We start from the raw sequence: 18,212 nt of genomic DNA on the forward strand, positions 1-18,212 counted from the left end.
CCCTAACCCCTACGTGCTACCCTTGTGATATCCGTACTCTGTGACGGAGCATGACGCGCTCGTTTTTCTGATTGCCTTGGCCCTTCTCTTGGGCATGGCAAGGCTGCTGGGTGAGGTGGCGCGCGCCTTTGGCATGCCGCTCGTCGTCGGCGAACTCATCGCCGGGGTGCTGCTCGGGCCGACGGTGCTGGGGCGCTTGCTTCCCGAAGCCCAAAAGTGGCTCTTTCGGCAGCCGACGCCGCAGAAGATGCTCGGCGCGTACACCACGGTGGGCGTCGTCTTGCTCCTGGTGGTCGCAGGCCTGGAGGTCGACCTCGGGATCGTGCGCAGGCGCGGAAGAAGCGCCGCCTTCACCAGCCTGCTGGGGATGATCCTTCCCCTCGCGGGCGGCATCCTGCTCGGGTTCATGCTGCCGGACTCGGACATGAAGAATCCGAACCAGCGGCTCCTGTTCGCGCTCTTCATCGGCGTCGCGCTCTCCATCTCGGCCTTGCCGGTCATCGCCAAGACGCTGCTCGACTTGGGGCTTTTCAAGACCGACCTGGGGCTCTTGGTCATGGCGGCCGCGATGATCGACGACTCCGTCGGATGGATCGCCTTCTCGATGCTCGTCGGCCCGATGCAGGGTAACTCCATCGAGTTCACCAAGCTTCTCACCATGGGCGGGCTGTCGCTCGTCTTCGTGGCCGGTACGCTCACGGCGGGCCGGCGCGGGATCGATCGGCTACTCACGCGCTTCGCCGACGAGTGGCACGGCGGGCGCGTGCTCTCGCTCGTCATTTTGCTGGCCCTCGTGGGTGCGGCCATCACGCAAGCCTTGGGCATCCACGCCGTGCTCGGTGGGTTCGTCGTGGGCGTGGCCATCGGCGACAGTCCGAGCTTGCGCGAGCAGACGCGCGTGACGATCCACGATTTCGTCACCAACGTCTTCGCCCCGGTGTTCTTCGCGTCCCTGGGGTTGAAGGTCGACTTCATCCATGCCTTCGACTTCCGTCTTTGCGCGCTCGTCTTCGCCGTGGCCAGCGTGGCCAAGATTCTCGGCTGCTCGGTGGGCGCGCGGGCGGGTGGCCTCGGCTGGCGGGAATCCATTGCCGTGGGCTTCGGGCTCAATGCGCGCGGAGCCATGGAGATCATCCTCGCGCTGCTGGCGCTGGAGGCGGGCCTCCTCAAGGAGCAGCTCTTCGTCGCGCTGGTGGTGATGGCCCTGTGCACGTCGTTGATCGGCGGGCCGGCCATGAAGCGCCTTCTGTATCGCGCGCAAGAAGAGGACGTGGTCGCGCTGCTCCGGCGCGGTGGGTTCGTGGCGCGGCTCACGGCCACCACCTCGCGCGGCGCCATCGAGGAGCTGGTGCAAATCCTCGAACCGCGGCTGGGGCACCTGGCCGTGCACGCGCGCAACCAGGTGCTCGAACGCGAGCAGATGGCCGCGACCGGCCTCGGGGACGAAGTGGCGGTGCCGCATGCGGCCATCGAAGGCCTCGAAGAGCCGATGCTCGCCCTGGGCCTTTCCCCCGAGGGGATCGACTTCGATGCGCCCGACGGGAAACCGGCGACCATCGTCTTCCTGTTGTTGCTCGCCCCCCGGCGGCTCGACGAGGAAGTGCGCGTGCTGGCCTCCATCGCGCGATCCGTCATCGATTCGCGGGCGCGCGAGCAGCTCATGGATGCACGAGAGACCGAGCAAGCACTGAAGGTGTTGGCCGAAAGCGCCCAGCGCATTGCCGAAGAGCGACGCGCGCGCGGCCCCGCACTCGCCGACATTTGAGTTACGTCCTGGTCGGTTGAATGGGAATGGCGCAAACCTACCCGAGGATCCACCCGTGCAATCTGCATGGATTCCTGGGTAAACGATGCATGCGCAACGAAATGGGATGAGGGCACGACAGCTGCAGTGATGGACCTCCGAACAAGGAGGTCTCTTATGAAGCGAAATCGTTTCTTGGGTCTGTTTGCATCGTGCCTCGTTGCAGCACCACTCCCGTTTGCCCTCTTTGCCCTCTTTGCCCTGTTTGGGTCGATCGTGGGCTGCGCCTCCACCGATACGCCGCGGGACGACGACGAGAGTGAGTCGTTCGAGGAGTCCGCGCTCGACGGCGCCGACGAAGCCCACCTGGCCGACGAATTCCCGCCCGCCAGCGAACTATCCGGCGACCCCGCCGATCTGGTGGATCATTTTCTCGATACGCCGGAAGACGATCCTTCGATGATCAGCGAAAACACGGACACGGCGAGTGCCGACGATGTCAGCGTGACGGCAGCCGCAGCCGCAAAACCGCTCTTGCGCGCGGGGTTGCATCAGAAGGCATCAGACGCTTTGCGCAAGGTCGGTGTTGCGGCTTCGCGCATTACGCAGACGATTGGCAATGCATCGGCGTCGGCGGGCACGCACAAGGCCGACGGCACTGCGAATGGAAAGCCGTATTGCGCCGCAACGGATCTTTCGGTGCGCAATCTAACGGATGCCCAGGTGAAGACGCTCGTATCGAAGTTGGACTCGGCTGGCTTCGCAGCATTCTTCCGCAACCCGGGCAAGGACGGCTGGCCGGCGAATCAAGCCCGCCACATCCACGCGGTGTTCGCCGGCGTGAAGATGAAGGCGGCCCTACGCTCGCAGGTTCAGGACTTCCTCGTGGACAAAAATGGCCTCGCGAGCCACGGCCCGTACAAGTTCTACAAGGCCACCAAGTCCCAGAAGGACAACGTGCGCAAGCTTTTCAACGCCGCCAACTAACTCTCCCCTAAACCCTAAACCCTAAACCCTTACCTAGCGCCGCGCCCCCGCGCGCGATTCGGCGGGGGCGTTGACGTGACGGGTCACCAGCCACACGACGGCGGCGGCCACGGCGGCGACGCCTACGCCAATGAGGATGTCGCCCACGACCAGTTTCCGCTTGGCGCTGGACACATCGTCGTCGCTGCATGAATGGGTAGGCGCGCAACTCGAACCGAGATCGTCGTGGGCATTGGTGCCGGCGATCCAAAAGCCGGTGCCGATCCCCAAGGCCGCGACGCCCGCACCACCGAGCACCCAGGGCCACGGCGAAGGCGACGTTGGCGCGGGGGCCGCATCGGACGATGGCAGCTTGTCGAACGATGGCACCACCGGAACGTTCCGATTCGCCAGGCGAAACTGCAGGTGGCGATTGCGCTCCCCTTCCCGCACCACGACGTTCTGCTCGACGCGCTCATCGCCTTGCACGTACGCCATCACGTGCGACCCCGGATCCACCGGCACGGCGCGGCCTTGCATGGCCCCCGTGAGTTCCTCGCCATCGAAGAAGATGGCGCCGTCGTGCACGTCGTTGCCTTGCGCGTCCACGACTTGAAAGACCATGCTGGGCATGGCTTCGCCGATCTCGCCGAGCCACTTGCCGCAGTCGCGGCGGACGACGCCCGGGCAATCGCGCGCAAGGCAGAGGGCGAATCGCTCCGAGGCCGCGCGCAGTGCGCCCGTCGCGCGTAGCTTTTGGCCGGACACGGCAGCTTCCGTGCATCGGGTCACGGCGCGACTGTTTCCTGCAGCGAACACGGGCGCCGAGTGAACCAACGAAACAGCGATCAAGAGGGAGGCAATCGGTCGTGGGGACCGTGTCATTGGAAGCACTCTTGCTTGTACGTGCGAATCCCCTTCGAGTCGATCACGAACGGGGGATCGCACGCGTCGTCGCGACGTGCTCCGGCCGAGGACGGACTCACCGCGGTGGGCACGGCGGCTCGCTTTTTCGGGGGGCGGGCCGACGATACCGTCGGCGGCATGGGCGGCGCGCGATCTGCGGCGGCCGCAGCGGATCCTACCGCCGCTTGCGGGGCTGGCCCTGCATGCGCAACGGGAGGTGCCGTTGGCGTTGCCGATGGTGGAGGGGATGCGTGCTGCACGTCGGTCGAAATCGGCGCGGACGACGCCACGAGCGAGCGCCCCAAAAAGACCAGCGCCCCCGCGAAGAGCATCGCGCCGCCAGCAGCCACGAAGGGAAGCGAGCGCTTGGCCGTCCGCCGGCGCTCGTCGCGGATGATTTCGGCCATGCGGTCTGCGCGCTCGCGCAACTTGTCGCCGAGCAACTCGAGGGTCCACGCGCCCACTTCGTCTGCGCCCGCGATGTTCGCAGGGCCGAGCACGCGCTCGATGGCCGCCGCAAACTGCTCCGCGCTTTCGTAACGCTGCTCCGGAACGGCGGCGAGCGCGCGAGCGATCACGTCGTCGAGCTCCGGGGTGATGCCGCCCACCAAGCTGCTCGCCGGCGGAATCTTCGGATTGAGCGCCTGCCCGATCAGCTCGGCCTCGTCTTTTCCTTTGAAGGCGCGCTCGCCCACCAGCGCCTCCCAGAACACCAGGCCCGCGGCGAAGAGATCCGCGCGCAACGTTACGTCTCCGCCAATTTGCTCCGGCGCGAGGTATGCGAACTTGCCTTTGACGCCGCCCGCGCGCGTTGCATGCAGCCGACCGTTGGCCTTGGCCACGCCGAAATCCACCAGGCGCGTGACGCCATTCGAGCCCACGAGAATGTTCTCCGGCGTCACGTCACGATGGACCAAACAGAGGGCATTGCCCGCTTCGTCGCGCGCATTGTGCGCGGCGTGCAGTGCGCGCAGCACATCGAGCAGTACGGCCGCCGCCACGCGCGCGGGCACGGGTCGCTGTTGCTTCTTCGCGGCGGTGAGGAGGTGCCGGAGCGATTCCCCGTGCACGTACTCCATCACGAGGATCATGTGCTCGCCGTCGTACGCGAAGTCGACGACCGGGATGACGTTGGGGTGATGGGCCAGACGGGTCAGCCGGACTTCGTCCAGCAACATCGCCACGCTGGCGGGATCGCGTGCATGCTCCGCGTGAAGTTGTTTGACGGCAACGGACTTCGGTTCCGATCCATCGCGCAGAACTCCGAAGTGAACGGAGCCCATTCCCCCCATCCCTAGGGGTTCGTAGAGCGCGTAGCGCCCGACAACCCGAGGTCGCGGAGCACGCATATACCGAGATTACCTCACGCTTTATTCTTTGCCAGCAGCATATGGAAGTAGCGCCGCGTGAGGCCCGAGGCCGCTGCGGCGCGGGTAACGTTGCCGCCGTGCTCGCGCACCGCGCGCTCGACGAAACGTCGCTCGAATTCACGAATCACGCGCTGCCGCGCGCTGGGCATTGCGAGCCCCATGGTGAGAACGTGATCCAGATAGTCGACCGGCTTGTCGCGATCCGGCGTCCGCGCGGAGGCAATCTCGGTCTCGTCACCGAGCACGGTCGCACGCGACACGGCATGCTCCAGCTCCTGCACGTTGCCCGGCCAGGGATGCCGTCCGAGTTGGAGGACGAGGCGCTTCGGGATCTCCCCTGCCCCGCCGAACAGCTTCCAAAAGTGGCGAGCGATGAGCTCGACATCGCCGTGCCGCTGGCGCAGCGGTGGCACTTGGATGCGCGCACCCGCGAACCGGAAGAGTAGCTCTTCGCGGAACTTCTTTTCCTCCACCAAGCGGTCGAGGTCGTCGCGGGTGGTGGCGATGAAGCGGACGTTCGCACGAATGGCGTCGATCTCGCCCTCACGCCGGAGCTCACCGCGATCGAGGATGGTCGCCAAACGGGACTGCGCCTGCAACCCGAGCTCGCCAATCTCGTCGATGACCAGGGTGCCGCCGCGAGCTTGCTCGAGGGCGCCCGGTCCGCGAGGACCACCGAACAGCGCCTCGAGGGCCGCCCCCTCTTCGTGCGCCGCACAGTCGAAGACGACGAAGGGTGCAGCACCACGCGGCCCCGTCTCGTGCATCGCCTCGGCGAGCAGCTCCTTGCCGGTTCCCGTCTCGCCTTCGAGGATGACCGGCAATGTCGAATTGGCCAGCGCCTCGCACGCGGCAAAAAGCCGTTGCATGGCTTGGCTCTTTCCCAGGACGCGACCGAAGCGATCGCGCTCGAGCGCGTCCATGCGAATCTCACCCGCGCGCGCAACGCGCAGCACCGAATCGCCGAGCTCGATGGCCTCGCCACCTTCGAGCAACGCTTCCACCACGCGCGCTCCACCGATGCGCGTGCCATTGGTCGATTGCAGATCGACCAATCGAACCGCATTGCCTTCCGCGGTGAGCGACAGATGCCGTCGCGACACACGAGGGTCCGGAATGGCAAGCTCACATACCTGGCTTTGCCCCACCAAGGCCTGCGGCGCTTTGTTCCAATCCAATACGAGTGTCTTCCCTGTCCCGGGACCACCCACGACTCGCAGCACGTACAAGGGCGCCGTCGAAGATGCGCCCGGTGTTTTGTCCGCTACGGTCGATAGTTCTTCATTCCGATCATCACCCGCCATGATCCGCACTGTAGCCTGTGATGTCACGATCCGCGTAGGCTGTCCCAACAAAGCGCATGAATCGGAAAGCGACAGCCTGTTTAATCATCGGCATAGCGGTGGTGGCGGGCTGCTCCGTAATGACCAGCTTCGATGGCTACACCGCCTCAGATGTAAGCTGTGACGCGCTTCGCTGGCCCAATCGGTCAAACGACGGGTCGGGTGGTACGCGAACGGTCTACGGTGTTAGCCAGCAACTCCGTTTTGCCGACCCAGCGACCGCCGCGCTCCCTGGATTGGATCTCGACGGACTCTGCACGTGTCCGCAAAGAGGATCGTGTGTGCCGCCCGTAGGCGCGAACATCGCCTGCGACGGGCCGCATGGCGTCGACAACAAGGGCGGCCCGCTCATCGGTGCACTGTTCGAGAACGACGAGGCGCTTCAAGAGAGCCTCTCCCATGGAGTGCAGGGCATCGTCGTTCGCCTCGATCGCTACAATGGCCAGGCCAACGATGCGGACGTCATCGCGTCGATTTACAACGTCGTGGGCGTCAACGAGAAGACGGACCAGACGGGCACGGCGAAGTTCGATGGGACGGATTCGTTCATCGTCGATTCGGATTCGGTGATCAGCGACGGTGAAATGAGGTCGAAGTACTTCGACGCACAGGCCTACGTGACCGACAACGTGTTGGTCGCGTCCATCCCGATATTCCGGCTGCGCATGATGATTCCGCCGTCGGACAACTCCAAGTTCGAGGAAGTGATCGAGGAGTTGCGGGGCGTGCAGCTCGTAGGAAAGGTCGAAAGCGAGGGGGAGAATGGGCTTCGCATTCGAAATGCGGTGCTGACCGGGCGTGTTCCGCTCCAAACGATGTTTCTGAAGGCCGGACCGGCCAGCGTTTGCAACCCCGATGCGGGCTCCTTTACGGCGATCAAAGGCACGGTCTGCGGTTCGCTCGATATGACTGCCGATCCGCAGGCCGACGCCGCCGCGGGCTGCGATGCGCTGTCGTTCGCGCTTTTTCTCGACGTCGTGCCCGCGCAACTTCGCAATGGCCCCAAGCCGGCGCCGCCGGGGAAGGATGCGTGCGCGCCGAGGGAGATTACGTGCCCGTAGCTAGTTAGCCCGGCCAACTGCCCGTCGCGGGGAGTTCGCGGGCTTGTTCGGGCGCGGACCAGCGCAGAGGGAGTGCGTCGGGGAGGAAGAGGCCGGAGGTCACGCGGAAGCGCACGAAGCGCTGGGCGCCGGCGAAGGCGGCGAGCTCGGGCGTGTCCCAGAGGATCTCGGCTTCGCCGGCGAGCGAAAGGCAATTGCCGGTGTCGAAGTCGACGAAGAGCAGGCCGGTGCGCGCGTTCTGGGCGATGTTGCCGAGGGTGTTGAAGTAGAAATTGCCGCGGAATTCTGGCCACGTGAGGACGGTATGGCCCTCGTGCTCTTCGCGGCGCACGAAGCCGGGTTTGCCGCCGCGGTGTGAGACGTCGAGTCCCTCGCGGACGTCGGCGGCGCCGGAGGCAATGAAGAACGTGTCCGCGCGCTCGACCATGGCGCTGGCCTCGGCGGAGAGGCGCGCGCCCTCGGGACGGGTCGTGGAGGCGGAGGGCTCGGAGGGTTCGCGCACGAAGCCGTGCGCGCGCGATTGAATGTACTGCGGGCAGTTGCCGAAGCTTTGGTCGACGTGAACGGTGAAGCCTCGCCCGTCGATGGCGGTGATGGTTCCGTTCATCCGATTGCGACGGCGCGTCTCCAGCTGAATGCCGAGGAGGCCGATGGGATCGCCCACGCTCAACGTGACGGGCGAGAACGCGCCGGGAAGCGCGTCGATGCGCAGGGTGCGCGGGTCGGGGGAGTGCACGAAGCCGGGGCGCCCCACGAGAAGTGAGGCGCGCGGATGCATCGACGCATCGCGCGCCGAGAGGAGCATGAAGGGCAGCTGGACGAAGAACTCGCGGTGCTGATCCGGCATGTAATCGCGGATGACCTTGCCGCCGATCGCTTCGATCTTTTCGCGGACGCCGGCGCGCTCCTGAATGGCCCGTTCGCCCGCGTGAAATGGCGATGCGCTCATGCGGCCGGCACCGCGGAGCGCTGCATCGGCACGAAGCCGGGCAGCGACTCCACGCGCGCGAGCCATGCGCGCACGTTGGGGTACGCATCGAGCGGGATGGCGCCCTCGGGGGCATGCGCCGTGTACGTGTACATGGCCACGTCGGCCAAGGTGATCGCATCGCCCACGAGCCAGTTGCGTCCTGCGAGCGATCCCTCCATCACGCCGAAGACCTGCTCGGCCGCGGCCTTGGCGCGCGCATGATCGAGCGGCATGCCGAAGACGTGCACGAGACGCGCGGCCGCAGCCCCGTAGGCCATCGGGCCCGCCGCCGCCGAGAGCCAACGCTGCACGTGGGCCGCACGCTCCGGATCGACCGGAAGCCAGCGGTGATCGGCGTCGTAACGGCCCGCCAGGTACACGAGGATGGCGTTGCTGTCGGCCAGGGTGACGCCGCCGTCTTCGATGACCGGCACCTGACCGAAGGCGTTCTTGGCGAGGAACGCGGGCGTCTTTTGCTCGCCCGCGAGCAGGTTCACCGTAACGCGCTCGAACGGGAGGCCCAGCAGCGAGAGAAACAGCTCCACGCGGTGCGCATGCCCGGACAGGGGGAAGTGGTAAAGGCGAATGGGGGCGGCAGGTCGAGTCATACCCCGTAGCATGGGTGCGATGGGGCGGCGGCAGAACCGCCACCGTCGACAAAGCACTATTTCATCGCGCGCAATAGTAGAACGTCGTGCGTGGATCGACTGGAAGCGATGCGGGTTTTCGTGGCGGTGGCGGAGATGCGCGGCTTCACCCCGGCGGCGCGGCGTCTAACCATGTCGCCCGCAGCCGCAACGCGGGCGGTGTCGGCGCTGGAGGAGCGGCTCGGCACACGCCTGCTCCGGCGTACGACCCGGGTGGTGCGGCTGACCGATGCGGGGGCGCGCTACCTGGCCGACTGCAAGCGCATCCTGGGCGACATCGAGGAGGCCGAGGCCGGGGCGGCCGGCACCGAGGGCGAGCCACGCGGCATGTTGAACGTGACGGCGCCCGTCAACTTCGGGCGCATGTTCGTCGCGCCCACGGTGCTCGGGTTTCTCGAGCGGCATCCGCGCATCTCGGTGCGGATGCTGTTGGTCGATCACGTGGTGCATTTGATCGAGGAGGGGATGGACGTGGGGATCCGCATCGCGCACCTTCGCGACTCGGCGCTGCGCGCGGTGCGGGTGGGCACGGTGCGGCGCGTGGTGTGCGCGGCGCCCGAATACCTGGTCAAGCGGGGGACGCCGCGAACGCCGTCGGATTTGATCCATCACGATACGATTGGCTTTTCGAACATCAATCCGACGCGCCACTGGTCGTTCTCGACGGGTTCCAAGACGGAGGCGGCGGAGACGGAGACCCGGCTCTTCGTCAACACGGCCGACGTGGCCATTGCCGCGGCCAAGGCGGGCCACGGGCTCACCCGCGTGCTCTCGTACCAGGTGGATCCGGACGTGCGCACCGGGCAGCTCCGGGTGGTGCTCGAGGACTTCGAGCCACCCGAGGTGCCGATCCACATCGTGTACCCGGACGCGCGGCGGGCGACCTCGAGCGTGCGCGCCTTCGTGGATTACGCGACGGAGAGGCTTCGCACGATGGCGCAGAGCGGTGCGTTCGGGACGAAGTTCAGCAAAACGCGCTAGAACCAGGCGAGGCCCATGAAGACGAACGCCGCACGCATTTTGGATCGACTCGGAATTCGCTACGAGCTCAAGGAATACGCGGTGGACGAGTCGGATCTGACGGCGGCCACGGTCGCGCGAAAGGTGGGGCTTCCGCTGGAGCAAGTGTTCAAAACGCTGTGCGCGCGGGGGGATCGCCACGGGGTTTGCTTCGCGGTGGTGCCGGGCGACGCCGAATTGGATCTGAAGGCGCTGGCCGCGCTCGCGCAGGATCGCAAAACGGAGATGGTGGCGCTGAAAGAGGTGCAGCCGCTCACCGGCTACATCCGCGGCGGCGTGACCGCGCTGGCCGCCAAAAAGGACTATCCCGTGTACGTGGACGAGACGGTGATGCTGTTCGACGTCATCTCCATTTCGGCGGGGGTACGCGGCACGCAGATTTTCCTCGCGCCCGATGACTACGTGCGTGCCACGAAGGCGAAGCTCGGGGCGATCGCCAAGGCGACGTAGGTCAGCCGCGCCCTGCGAGCCGCGAGAGGAAGGCGTCGATTTCATCCCGCGCGGGCATGGAGCTGCTCGCCCCGGCGCGCTGCACCGAAAGGGCCGCGGCAGCGTTGGCGCGATGAAGGGCCTCGACGATCTCGCGCCCCTCGGCCAGCGCCACGGCGAGGACACCGACGAAGGTGTCGCCCGCGGCGGTCGTATCGACGGCGTCCACTTTGGGGGCCGGCACGTGAAACGGTGGAAGGCCGCGTGCGCCATAGAGGCACCCTTCGGACCCCAGGGTCACGACCGCGGCGGGCACCTTTTCGAGCAGGGAGACCAGGGCGGCCTTGGGATCGCGGATGCCGGTGATGTCCGCGAGCTCGTGCTGGTTGGGCGCGAGCAGGTCGACGTTCGCGAACAGCGCATCGGGAATCGGCCGCGACGGCGCGGGCGTGAGGATGACGCGCACCCCCGCGCGGTGTGCGGCCGCGGCGCCCGCGATGGCCGCTTCGATGGGGAGTTCGAGCTGCAGAAGCAGGACGGAGCTGCTGGTGACGATGCCCTCGTCGTGCACGCTGAGCGAGTTGACGGTGCCGTTGGCACCGGCGATGACGATGATCGAGTTGCCGCCGCCGCCGTCCACGACGATGTGCGCGATGCCCGTGGGCTCCATCGTTTCGCGCAACGCCGCATCGTCCACGCCCGCGCCACGGAGCACACCGCGAAGCGCACGGCCGAAGTCATCGCCGCCGACGGCGCCAATCATGCGAACGGCGCCGCCTGCACGCGCCGCCGCGATGGCTTGGTTCGATCCTTTGCCACCGGGCACCGTGAGAAACCGGGTGCCCATCACGGTTTCCCCGAGCGATGGCGCACGCTCGGCGAAGGCCACCAGGTCCATGTTGCAGCTGCCGAGAACGCAGATACCGGGCGTCATGGTTTGCAGCATCGGAACCCGACGTCATCGGAGAGGTAGTTGCGGTTACATGTAAACTGATCGTTGCACCGCATTTTGTCCCGATCCTGGACATAGCTACCGCCGCGGCAAGCGCAGTTGTCCCCCTGGGGACCTGCATCCGCACCGCTCGAGTCGCATGAATTTTCCCACTCGTTCGCGTTGCCACTCATATCGTAGAGGCCAGGAAAACCTCCGACGCATCTGGGCAAGCTTGCGACAGGAACCGTCGTACCGAGAGCCATGTCCTTGCCGTTGCAGGCGAGCGAATCGTAGGCCGTGCCATAGGCAAAGTCGCGACCGTCTTCCGCGTTGGTGCACGCGAGGCGTATCTGCGAGGTATCCGCGTCAGCGGGCTCTTTGATGTTGTCGATGTTGTGCGCTCCGCCGCGGATATCGCCGCACAGCCTTTTGCCCGCCCACTTGCAATATGCAAAGGCATCGCACCAGTCGACGGCCGTGATGGGATGGTTTCCCGTTCGTGTGCCCCCGTCCGGCCAAAAGTCGCCCCCCGGAACGAAGCTCGAGTTCCACGAGCACGCTTTGGGCTGCCCGCTCGTGCTGACATTCGCGGCAAGGAAGGCGGCGTACTGCTCGCGCGTCACCTCGGTGGAGTCGATGCAGAACTTCCCCGCGTCGGGCCCTAGGCCATGAGCCTGCACCATCGACGGGCCGCGCGTGCTGGGACACGGATTCGGCCCCGAGTCGACACCGCTATCGTCTTGCGATGGCGCATCCTCCGGGCCGCTGTCCGGCAAGGAACCGTCTCCATTTCCGGGCGAGTACGCGAAGTCGTAACAGCTCGTCACGTACGTGAGTGCCACCCCTGCAACGCCAGCCAGCCCTGCGCCGAACCACCGCCACCGCAGGGTCATCGACCTTGCACGCTCTGCTGAAAGACCTGGATGAAGGCGTCGCGCGCGGCCAGAAGATCGCTCTCGAGCACCCACTCGTCGGGTGCGTGGGCCTGCGCGATGTCGCCCGGGCCGAACACCACCGCGTCGATGCCCGCGGCCGAAAGCTGCGCAGCCTCGGTCCAGAAGGCCACGTCGATGGGCGCCTGCGCGCGCGCGCCGAGGTAGGTCCCGAAGGCGCCGACCTCGCGCGTCTCGAAGGACGGCCGCCCGATCAGCGAATCGAACGATGCATCCGGGCAATGCTCCTTCGCCAGCGCCACCAATTCGTCCCCCACCGCATTCACGTTGGCTCCGGGCGGCGGGCGGAACGAAGCGGTGAGCACCGCGCGCTCGGGCACCACGTTGAAGGCGACCCCGCCCTCGAGCCCGGCGATGTTCGTGCACATGCCGGTGAAGCCGGCCGGACCGCGACCGCGTTGCGCCTTGCCCCAGTCATCCCAGGCCACCGCCACACGTGCCAGCTCGGCCAGCGGCGCCCGCATCGTGTCGGCGCGGGAGGAGTGCCCGCCCTCGCCGCGCAAGGTCGCCTTGATGCCCAGAATGCCGCGATGCCTCACGCCGACGCGCACGCTGGTGGGCTCGCACACGATGGCCCGGGTGATGCCCTTCGTGTACGCGCTCGCGAGAAACGCCGTCATGCAGGTGCTGCTCACCTCTTCGTCGCCCGAGAAGAGCACGCCGACGTTGCGCGGCCTCACCGCATCGAGCGCGGTCAAAATCGAGGCGATGGCGCCCTTCGTGTCGCACGATCCCAGCCCGTAAACGCGGCCGTCCTTTCGCCACGGATCGAACGGGTTCCCCGTCCAGCCTGCATTGACGGGCACCGTGTCGATGTGGGCGTTCACCAAGAGATCCGGCTCACCCCAGCGTGCGTACACGTACGCGCCCCGCGCACCCCCGCTCGTGCGCGGCACCTCGACCACCGTGACATCGTCCGGGGCGCGGGCGCCCAGCTCCTCGGCGAGCAGCGCCGCCAGCTTGGGCTCGTCCCCGCCCGGGTTGTGCGTGTCGACGCGTATGAGGTGCTCCAACAGGGCAATCGGATCCGTCGTGCGTGCCATCACGCCCCAGTATTGACCGCCCCATCTTTCTCCGCAACGCCGGAGAACGACCGAGGCCTCGCCGGCAGGCGCAAGGTGAAACACGCCCCCTTGTCGCGGCCGTCGCTGTCCGCGGTCAGCGCGCCATTCAGCTCGCCCGCGGCGAAGGCGCAGCTGTGCAGGCCGAACCCGTGGCCGTGCTGCCGCGTCGAATAGCCATATCGAAATATGTCTTTCATGTTCTCGGACGGAATCCCATCTCCGTTGTCGCTCACCTCGATGGCAATTCCGGGGCGGCCATTTTCGTAAATCTCACGGAGACGAATGCCCACCACGCCTTGCTCGCGTCCGGCGGCTTGAATCGCATCGCGCGCATTGCTGAAAAGATTGACCAGGATCTGCACCACCTTGTGGCGCTCGACCAACACCTCGGGCACCGAGCCGTAGTCCTTCTCCACCGTGATGGACATCGCGGCGTCGTGCTCCACCCGTGCCACCATCAGCGCGTCCTCGACCAGCGCCGACGGCGCCACTTCCTCCACGGCACCGCCCACGCCTGCGTAATTCTGCTGCCACGTCACCACGGTCTTCGCATGGTCGACCATGCCCTGCAGATTCCCCAGCTCGGCCAGGATGCGCGCTTGCTCGTCGGCGAGCGCGCTGGCGAGGCTGCGCACGAACGCAGGGACCAACTTCCCCCGTTCGTCGCCGGTGAGAAATGTACCGAGATCGCCCTGATGCGCGTCGAGCAGCTCCGCCAGCCTCTGCACGTCCTTGACCTTCGACTCCGCGACCAGTGAGCTCGTCACCTGGCTGGAGATGTTCACGCTGTTGAGCGCATTGCCGATGTTGTGCAACACCCCCGTCGCAATCTCCGCCATCCCCGCTTTTCGCGCGGTGGCCAGCAAGTCCGCGTGCATCGCATCGCGTTCTCGCTGAAACCGTTGCCGCTCCTCCATTTGCGAATAGAGAAGCTCGTTCTTCGCCGAAAGCTCGCTGTTCAACGACGACAATGCGTCGTTCGCGCACCGCGCTTCGTCGCTGCGGGCCGCCACCGCATCGATGACGTTGTTGATGCCCAGGACCAAGTGTCGAAAGCTTCCCGAATACCCGTGCTCCTTGCCGCGCATATCCATTTCGCCCGCCCGGAATGCCGCGAATAGACTCTCCGTTTCCCGCAAAAGCCGCGTGATGGTCTCTTGCATCCCCCGAAACGCAAACGCCAGATCGCCAATCTCGTCGCGCTCGGTCACGGCGATCTCCTGCTGCAGATTGCCTGCGGCGACCTTCTTCGACACGGAGATGATCTCGCCCAGCGGCCGTACGATCGTACGGTTTACGAACCATATCCCCAATAGCAGCGACGCCACGGCGATGATCAGAATCGCCGCCTGCAGCCCGCGCGAGAGCGCCCGATTGTTTCGCACGATGGCCGCGCGGATGGGCAACAGATTTTGCAGCTCCTCGGCCACGTACGCATCCACGTCGCGCCGCGAATAGTCGACGATCTTGTCCACCAGCTCGATGCTCTCGACCAGCGCCGGCGTCCGCTCCTGCCGGTCGACGTAGCCAATGGCCAGCGACGTGTGCTCCTCGAGACTGCGCACCAGACCCTCGAGTCCGTGAATCGTGGAAACACTGTCGAGATGCGACGGCGGCGTATTGTTTCGCGCCTCGTCGCAGATGCGGTGCAACTCCTGCAAATGCAACTCGACGCGCGCCTTCGTTTCGGGTCGCGGCGCGCGCTCGTACGAATCGACCTCGCGGTCCACGTCGGAGACCAGGGCGGGCATCCGGCTGACCAGGAGCAGGTTGTCGAAGATGCGGTCGTACGGGGCGATACTGGCGGTGAGAAAGTAATATACGAACAAAGAACCCGCGCTCATGACTGCTACCAAGGCCAGCAGCATGGCGTTGAGTTTCGATTTGATCGATACGTTCATTCGCTCACTTTGTTCTTCTCTTTCAATGCCATAATCCACGGCTCCGTGAAATCCGTTGTGTCGCCGAATGCGGGCACGAAGCGGTGAAGCGTCTCCAAAGTCACCTTTTCGCCGCGCGGCAGCATTTCGCGGGCGACCATCACCGGCTCGAGTGAATAGTAATGCGGCACCGGTCGCCCGGCGATTCGGTAGCCCAAAATGCGCACCTGCACGCGGCCGACCGCCGCCGCCGGACATCCCACCGTGGCGACCCAGGGGCTTTCCGGATCTTGGATCATGTCCAAATCCTCGTTGGCCACGTCGATGCCATACACTTTGATCTCCGAGCGCCCGGCCTTGCGGATGGCCGCCGCGGCGCCGCGTGCGAACTCGTCCCACGTTGCCCACACCGCATCGATGGTGCCTTTGGGGTGCGCCTTCAGCACCTCGGCCATCTGCACCTCGGTCTGCAGCGCGCTGTTGTTCGTGGCCTTGCCGAATCGCTCGACCTCGTGGATGCCGGGAGCCTCGGCCATCATCCGCGTGTACGTCTGCATCCGCTTTTCCATCGGGGCGAATCCCGGCACCCAGATGTGAACGATGTTCGCCTTTCCACCCGTGTCCTTCAGTAATCGGGTGAGGCCGATTTCGGCGATTTTATGGTCGTTCTGATCCATCATCGTCACTTCGGGGAGCGGAAGCTCGTTGTCGAAGCTGACGATGGGAATGCCTCGCGCCACCGCGCGCTCGGCGCCTTTGCGCAATAACTCGGGATCCCCGTGCGAAATGAGAATACCGTCCACCTTCTGCAGCACGGCATTGTCGAGCATGTCCGCCATGGCCTTGCGGTCGTTGCGCGCATCCATCACATCGAGCGCGAGCCCGAGCGAGGCGGCCTCGCTTTTCACGCCCTCCAAATATTGGGAGGCGTGCGCCGACGATGAGAATTCCACGATGGCCACGACCCGGGGGCGCTTGCGAAAGGCCTCGGGAACGTCGACGCCGGCACCGGCGCCCGAGGCTTGCATGGAGGTCGCCGCCCTCAGGCCAACGAAGCCTGCCGCCAGCATCAGCGCGCACGCAACGGCCCCTAGAGCCACATGTTTCTTCATGGCCGACCCTCCTTTACCGCGACTTCACATCAAGTAACCTTCGCGCGGGCTTTGCGGAGCCACCTGGACGTCAGCGACCACGCTAGGTCGAGCACGTCTTTGCTGTCGAATGGCTTCTTGAGCAGACGCAATCCAGTGCGATTGAGGCGTCGAATGACGTCGTGCCACGAGTAGTCGGAGTAGGCGCTGCAGATGACCACCTCCAGCTCGGGATCGCGATCGATCATGTGTTTGATCGTTTCGACCCCGTCCCAACCCGGCGGCATCTTCATGTCGACGAAGGCCAGCGCGTAGGGACGGCCACGCTCGCAGGCGCGCACCACCATTTCGTAGCCGGCTTGGCCTTGGGTGGCCGTGTCGAGCACGTAGTCGAGGCTGGGATCGCGCGACGAGGGCGGGCTGCCGCTGCCGAACAGGGCGCTCTCCAGGCTGCCGAGGCTGGGATCGGCCCGCACGGGGCAGAGGACTTTTCGAAAGTCGTCGTGGATGGCGACGTTGTCGTCGACCACGAGGATGCGCCTGGGCCCTTCGACCGCGCTCTTCGGGAAATAGTCCGAGCCGCGGCGGGAAGCAGGACCGGATGCCGGCCCCGACGCCGGCCCTGACTTCGCGGACGGAGGCGGATAGCTTCCAAATTCGGCCCGTGTTTTCCCCACTTCTCCCATCTCCCTCGACCCCCCGTTTGTGGGCTGACATCCATGCTACAGCCGACCTGGCTCGGGCGTACCCGGAAAGTGCAACGGACTGGTGCGCCGAGACAGCTTCAGTTACGAAGTGAATCGCACATCGATCGACGCGCGACGATTCGCCGCATTCCCGCCTCGGCTCCGCTGGCCTAAAAGTCTGCTCTTCTTAGCGGAGTCTCCCTCAATGCGCCGAACGCCTCTTTTGCTCATTCTAGTCGCGACGTCTTTTTCTGGCGCTGTAGCAATGTCTGCTTGCAGCGACGACACGACCACCCCTCCGCAGACACAGCCGGATGCTACGATCCCTGGCGCCGTGTCCATTGCGTTCGAAGGGCGCGTGGGGAGCGAGCCCTTTCGCTGCACGCAGGCGTACTCGCACCTGGGCACGGGCAGAGTCACCGCGGACGTTCTCGATTTCCGCTTTTACGTGCACGACGTTCGGCTGGTGACGCGCGATGGGCGCGAGACACCGGTGACCCTGACGCAGGATCAGAAGTGGCAATACCAGAACGTCGCGTTGCTCGACTTCGAGGACAAGAGCGGCAGCTGCGCCAATGGCACCGTCGATACGAACACGCGCGTGATGGGAACGGTGCCCGCGGGCGATTACACCGGTCTGCGATTCCGCCTCGGGGTACCCTTCTCGTTGAACCACGGAAACGCGGCCACGGCGCCTTCGCCGCTCAATTTGTCCGGGCTCTTTTGGATCTGGAACGCCGGGTACAAGTTCTTGCGCGTCGACGCGCGCGTTGCGCAAAACACGCTGCTCGCGGATGCGGGCGATGCCGGAGACGGTGGCGGCGGCGAGGCGGGCGCGCCGCCCGTGTTTCCCGTGCACATTGGAAGCACCGGCTGCCAGGGCGATGCGAAGGACGGCGGTGTGACGGATTGCTCGCGGCGCAACGTGGCGGACATCGAGCTTGCCTCGTTCGACGTCACGAAGAACAAGGTCGTGGTGGACTATGCCGCGCTCGTCGCGGGCACCGAGCTCACGGCGGGAGGCGGCATGGGGTGCATGTCTTCGCCGGAAGATGCCACGTGCAACGAGATTTTCGCGCGCCTCGGCCTCGATCTCGCCAGCGGCAAGCCTGCCGCGGGCCAAGCTTTCTTCCGCGTGGAGTAACCCG

Annotated in this window: 17 protein-coding genes; 6 read left to right on the top strand and 11 right to left on the bottom strand. The window is 65.7% G+C overall.

Features of this window, described 5'->3' with window-relative positions; translation table 11 throughout:
• Positions 1-40 precede the first annotated feature (40 nt).
• Together LVJ94_36930 and LVJ94_36935 are read left to right on the top strand one after the other, a co-directional pair.
• Positions 41-1,765, top strand: a complete 1,725-nt coding sequence (locus LVJ94_36930) for a cation:proton antiporter (GenBank protein WXB02488.1) — start codon at positions 41-43, stop codon at positions 1,763-1,765.
• Positions 1,766-1,921: 156 nt separating this feature from the next.
• Positions 1,922-2,731, top strand: a complete 810-nt coding sequence (locus tag LVJ94_36935; protein ID WXB02489.1) for a hypothetical protein — start codon at positions 1,922-1,924, stop codon at positions 2,729-2,731.
• Between the two features lie 33 nt (positions 2,732-2,764).
• On the opposite strand, the gene LVJ94_36940 is transcribed toward LVJ94_36935, so the two are convergent.
• From LVJ94_36940 to LVJ94_36950, 3 genes are all read right to left on the bottom strand, one after another.
• Positions 2,765-3,502: a hypothetical protein gene (locus tag LVJ94_36940; GenBank protein WXB02490.1), complete on the bottom strand. Its 738-nt coding sequence runs from the start codon at positions 3,500-3,502 to the stop codon at positions 2,765-2,767.
• Between the two features lie 89 nt (positions 3,503-3,591).
• Positions 3,592-4,899, bottom strand: a complete 1,308-nt coding sequence (locus tag LVJ94_36945) for a serine/threonine protein kinase (protein ID WXB02491.1) — start codon at positions 4,897-4,899, stop codon at positions 3,592-3,594.
• Positions 4,900-4,979: 80 nt separating this feature from the next.
• The gene (locus LVJ94_36950) at positions 4,980-6,290 is read right to left on the bottom strand and encodes a sigma 54-interacting transcriptional regulator (protein ID WXB02492.1); all 1,311 of its coding nucleotides are present in this window, start codon (positions 6,288-6,290) and stop codon (positions 4,980-4,982) included.
• A 320-nt stretch (positions 6,291-6,610) separates the two neighbouring features.
• Here LVJ94_36950 and LVJ94_36955 point away from each other — a divergent pair, with 320 nt between their 5' ends.
• Positions 6,611-7,390: a hypothetical protein gene (locus LVJ94_36955; GenBank protein ID WXB02493.1), complete on the top strand. Its 780-nt coding sequence runs from the start codon at positions 6,611-6,613 to the stop codon at positions 7,388-7,390.
• 4 nt (positions 7,391-7,394) lie between these two features.
• On the opposite strand, the gene LVJ94_36960 is transcribed toward LVJ94_36955, so the two are convergent.
• Positions 7,395-8,339: a pyridoxamine 5'-phosphate oxidase family protein gene (locus tag LVJ94_36960; protein ID WXB02494.1), complete on the bottom strand. Its 945-nt coding sequence runs from the start codon at positions 8,337-8,339 to the stop codon at positions 7,395-7,397.
• Complete coding sequence (locus tag LVJ94_36965) at positions 8,336-8,968, bottom strand: glutathione S-transferase (protein WXB02495.1); 633 nt, start codon at positions 8,966-8,968, stop codon at positions 8,336-8,338. The genes LVJ94_36960 and LVJ94_36965 overlap by 4 nt, the downstream gene beginning before the upstream one ends.
• A 90-nt stretch (positions 8,969-9,058) precedes the next feature.
• On the opposite strand from LVJ94_36965, the gene LVJ94_36970 reads away from it, so the two are divergent.
• Together LVJ94_36970 and ybaK are read left to right on the top strand one after the other, a co-directional pair.
• Complete coding sequence (locus LVJ94_36970) at positions 9,059-9,988, top strand: LysR family transcriptional regulator (GenBank protein WXB02496.1); 930 nt, start codon at positions 9,059-9,061, stop codon at positions 9,986-9,988.
• A 15-nt stretch (positions 9,989-10,003) separates the two neighbouring features.
• Positions 10,004-10,477 carry a Cys-tRNA(Pro) deacylase gene (gene ybaK, locus LVJ94_36975; GenBank protein WXB02497.1) on the top strand — a complete coding sequence of 158 codons (474 nt, stop codon included), beginning with the start codon at positions 10,004-10,006 and terminating at the stop codon, positions 10,475-10,477.
• 1 nt (position 10,478) lies between these two features.
• On the opposite strand, the gene LVJ94_36980 is transcribed toward ybaK, so the two are convergent.
• Genes LVJ94_36980 through LVJ94_37005 form a run of 6 tightly spaced genes read right to left on the bottom strand, consistent with a single transcriptional unit; the run spans position 10,479 to position 17,055 of the window.
• Complete coding sequence (locus LVJ94_36980) at positions 10,479-11,390, bottom strand: ribokinase (protein ID WXB02498.1); 912 nt, start codon at positions 11,388-11,390, stop codon at positions 10,479-10,481.
• Positions 11,387-12,283, bottom strand: a complete 897-nt coding sequence (locus LVJ94_36985; protein WXB02499.1) for a formylglycine-generating enzyme family protein — start codon at positions 12,281-12,283, stop codon at positions 11,387-11,389. Before LVJ94_36985 ends, LVJ94_36980 begins: the two co-directional genes overlap by 4 nt.
• Entirely contained in the window at positions 12,280-13,386 is a 1,107-nt protein-coding gene (locus LVJ94_36990) for a M20/M25/M40 family metallo-hydrolase (GenBank protein ID WXB02500.1), read from the bottom strand. The genes LVJ94_36985 and LVJ94_36990 overlap by 4 nt, the downstream gene beginning before the upstream one ends.
• Positions 13,386-15,308: a HAMP domain-containing protein gene (locus tag LVJ94_36995; protein WXB02501.1), complete on the bottom strand. Its 1,923-nt coding sequence runs from the start codon at positions 15,306-15,308 to the stop codon at positions 13,386-13,388. Before LVJ94_36995 ends, LVJ94_36990 begins: the two co-directional genes overlap by 1 nt.
• The gene (locus LVJ94_37000) at positions 15,305-16,399 is read right to left on the bottom strand and encodes a sugar ABC transporter substrate-binding protein (GenBank protein ID WXB02502.1); all 1,095 of its coding nucleotides are present in this window, start codon (positions 16,397-16,399) and stop codon (positions 15,305-15,307) included. Before LVJ94_37000 ends, LVJ94_36995 begins: the two co-directional genes overlap by 4 nt.
• A 29-nt stretch (positions 16,400-16,428) precedes the next feature.
• A complete protein-coding gene (locus LVJ94_37005; GenBank protein ID WXB02503.1) occupies positions 16,429-17,055 on the bottom strand; it encodes a response regulator in 627 nt (208 codons plus the stop codon).
• A gap of 343 nt (positions 17,056-17,398) precedes the next feature.
• Between LVJ94_37005 and LVJ94_37010 the strand changes: the two genes are divergently transcribed.
• Positions 17,399-18,208, top strand: coding sequence for a metallo-mystery pair system four-Cys motif protein (locus LVJ94_37010; protein WXB02504.1), 810 nt, complete (start codon positions 17,399-17,401; stop codon positions 18,206-18,208).
• Positions 18,209-18,212 lie beyond the last annotated feature (4 nt).

It is taken from the genome of Sorangiineae bacterium MSr11367 (genome assembly GCA_037157805.1).
Classification (GTDB): domain Bacteria; phylum Myxococcota_A; class Polyangia; order Polyangiales; family Polyangiaceae; genus Pendulispora; species Pendulispora rubella.

What these genes read in the sequence shown, in the direction of transcription:
- LVJ94_36935 (WXB02489.1), top strand. Translation starts at nt 1,922, where the DNA reads ATGAAGCGAAATCGTTTCTTGGGTCTGTTTGCATCGTGCCTCGTTGCA.
- LVJ94_36945 (WXB02491.1), bottom strand. Translation starts at nt 4,899, where the DNA reads ATGGGCTCCGTTCACTTCGGAGTTCTGCGCGATGGATCGGAACCGAAG.
- LVJ94_36950 (WXB02492.1), bottom strand. Translation starts at nt 6,290, where the DNA reads ATGGCGGGTGATGATCGGAATGAAGAACTATCGACCGTAGCGGACAAA.
- LVJ94_36960 (WXB02494.1), bottom strand. Translation starts at nt 8,339, where the DNA reads ATGAGCGCATCGCCATTTCACGCGGGCGAACGGGCCATTCAGGAGCGC.
- LVJ94_36965 (WXB02495.1), bottom strand. Translation starts at nt 8,968, where the DNA reads ATGACTCGACCTGCCGCCCCCATTCGCCTTTACCACTTCCCCCTGTCC.
- ybaK (WXB02497.1), top strand. Translation starts at nt 10,004, where the DNA reads ATGAAGACGAACGCCGCACGCATTTTGGATCGACTCGGAATTCGCTAC.
- LVJ94_36980 (WXB02498.1), bottom strand. Translation starts at nt 11,390, where the DNA reads ATGACGCCCGGTATCTGCGTTCTCGGCAGCTGCAACATGGACCTGGTG.
- LVJ94_36985 (WXB02499.1), bottom strand. Translation starts at nt 12,283, where the DNA reads ATGACCCTGCGGTGGCGGTGGTTCGGCGCAGGGCTGGCTGGCGTTGCA.
- LVJ94_36990 (WXB02500.1), bottom strand. Translation starts at nt 13,386, where the DNA reads ATGGCACGCACGACGGATCCGATTGCCCTGTTGGAGCACCTCATACGC.
- LVJ94_36995 (WXB02501.1), bottom strand. Translation starts at nt 15,308, where the DNA reads ATGAACGTATCGATCAAATCGAAACTCAACGCCATGCTGCTGGCCTTG.
- LVJ94_37000 (WXB02502.1), bottom strand. Translation starts at nt 16,399, where the DNA reads ATGAAGAAACATGTGGCTCTAGGGGCCGTTGCGTGCGCGCTGATGCTG.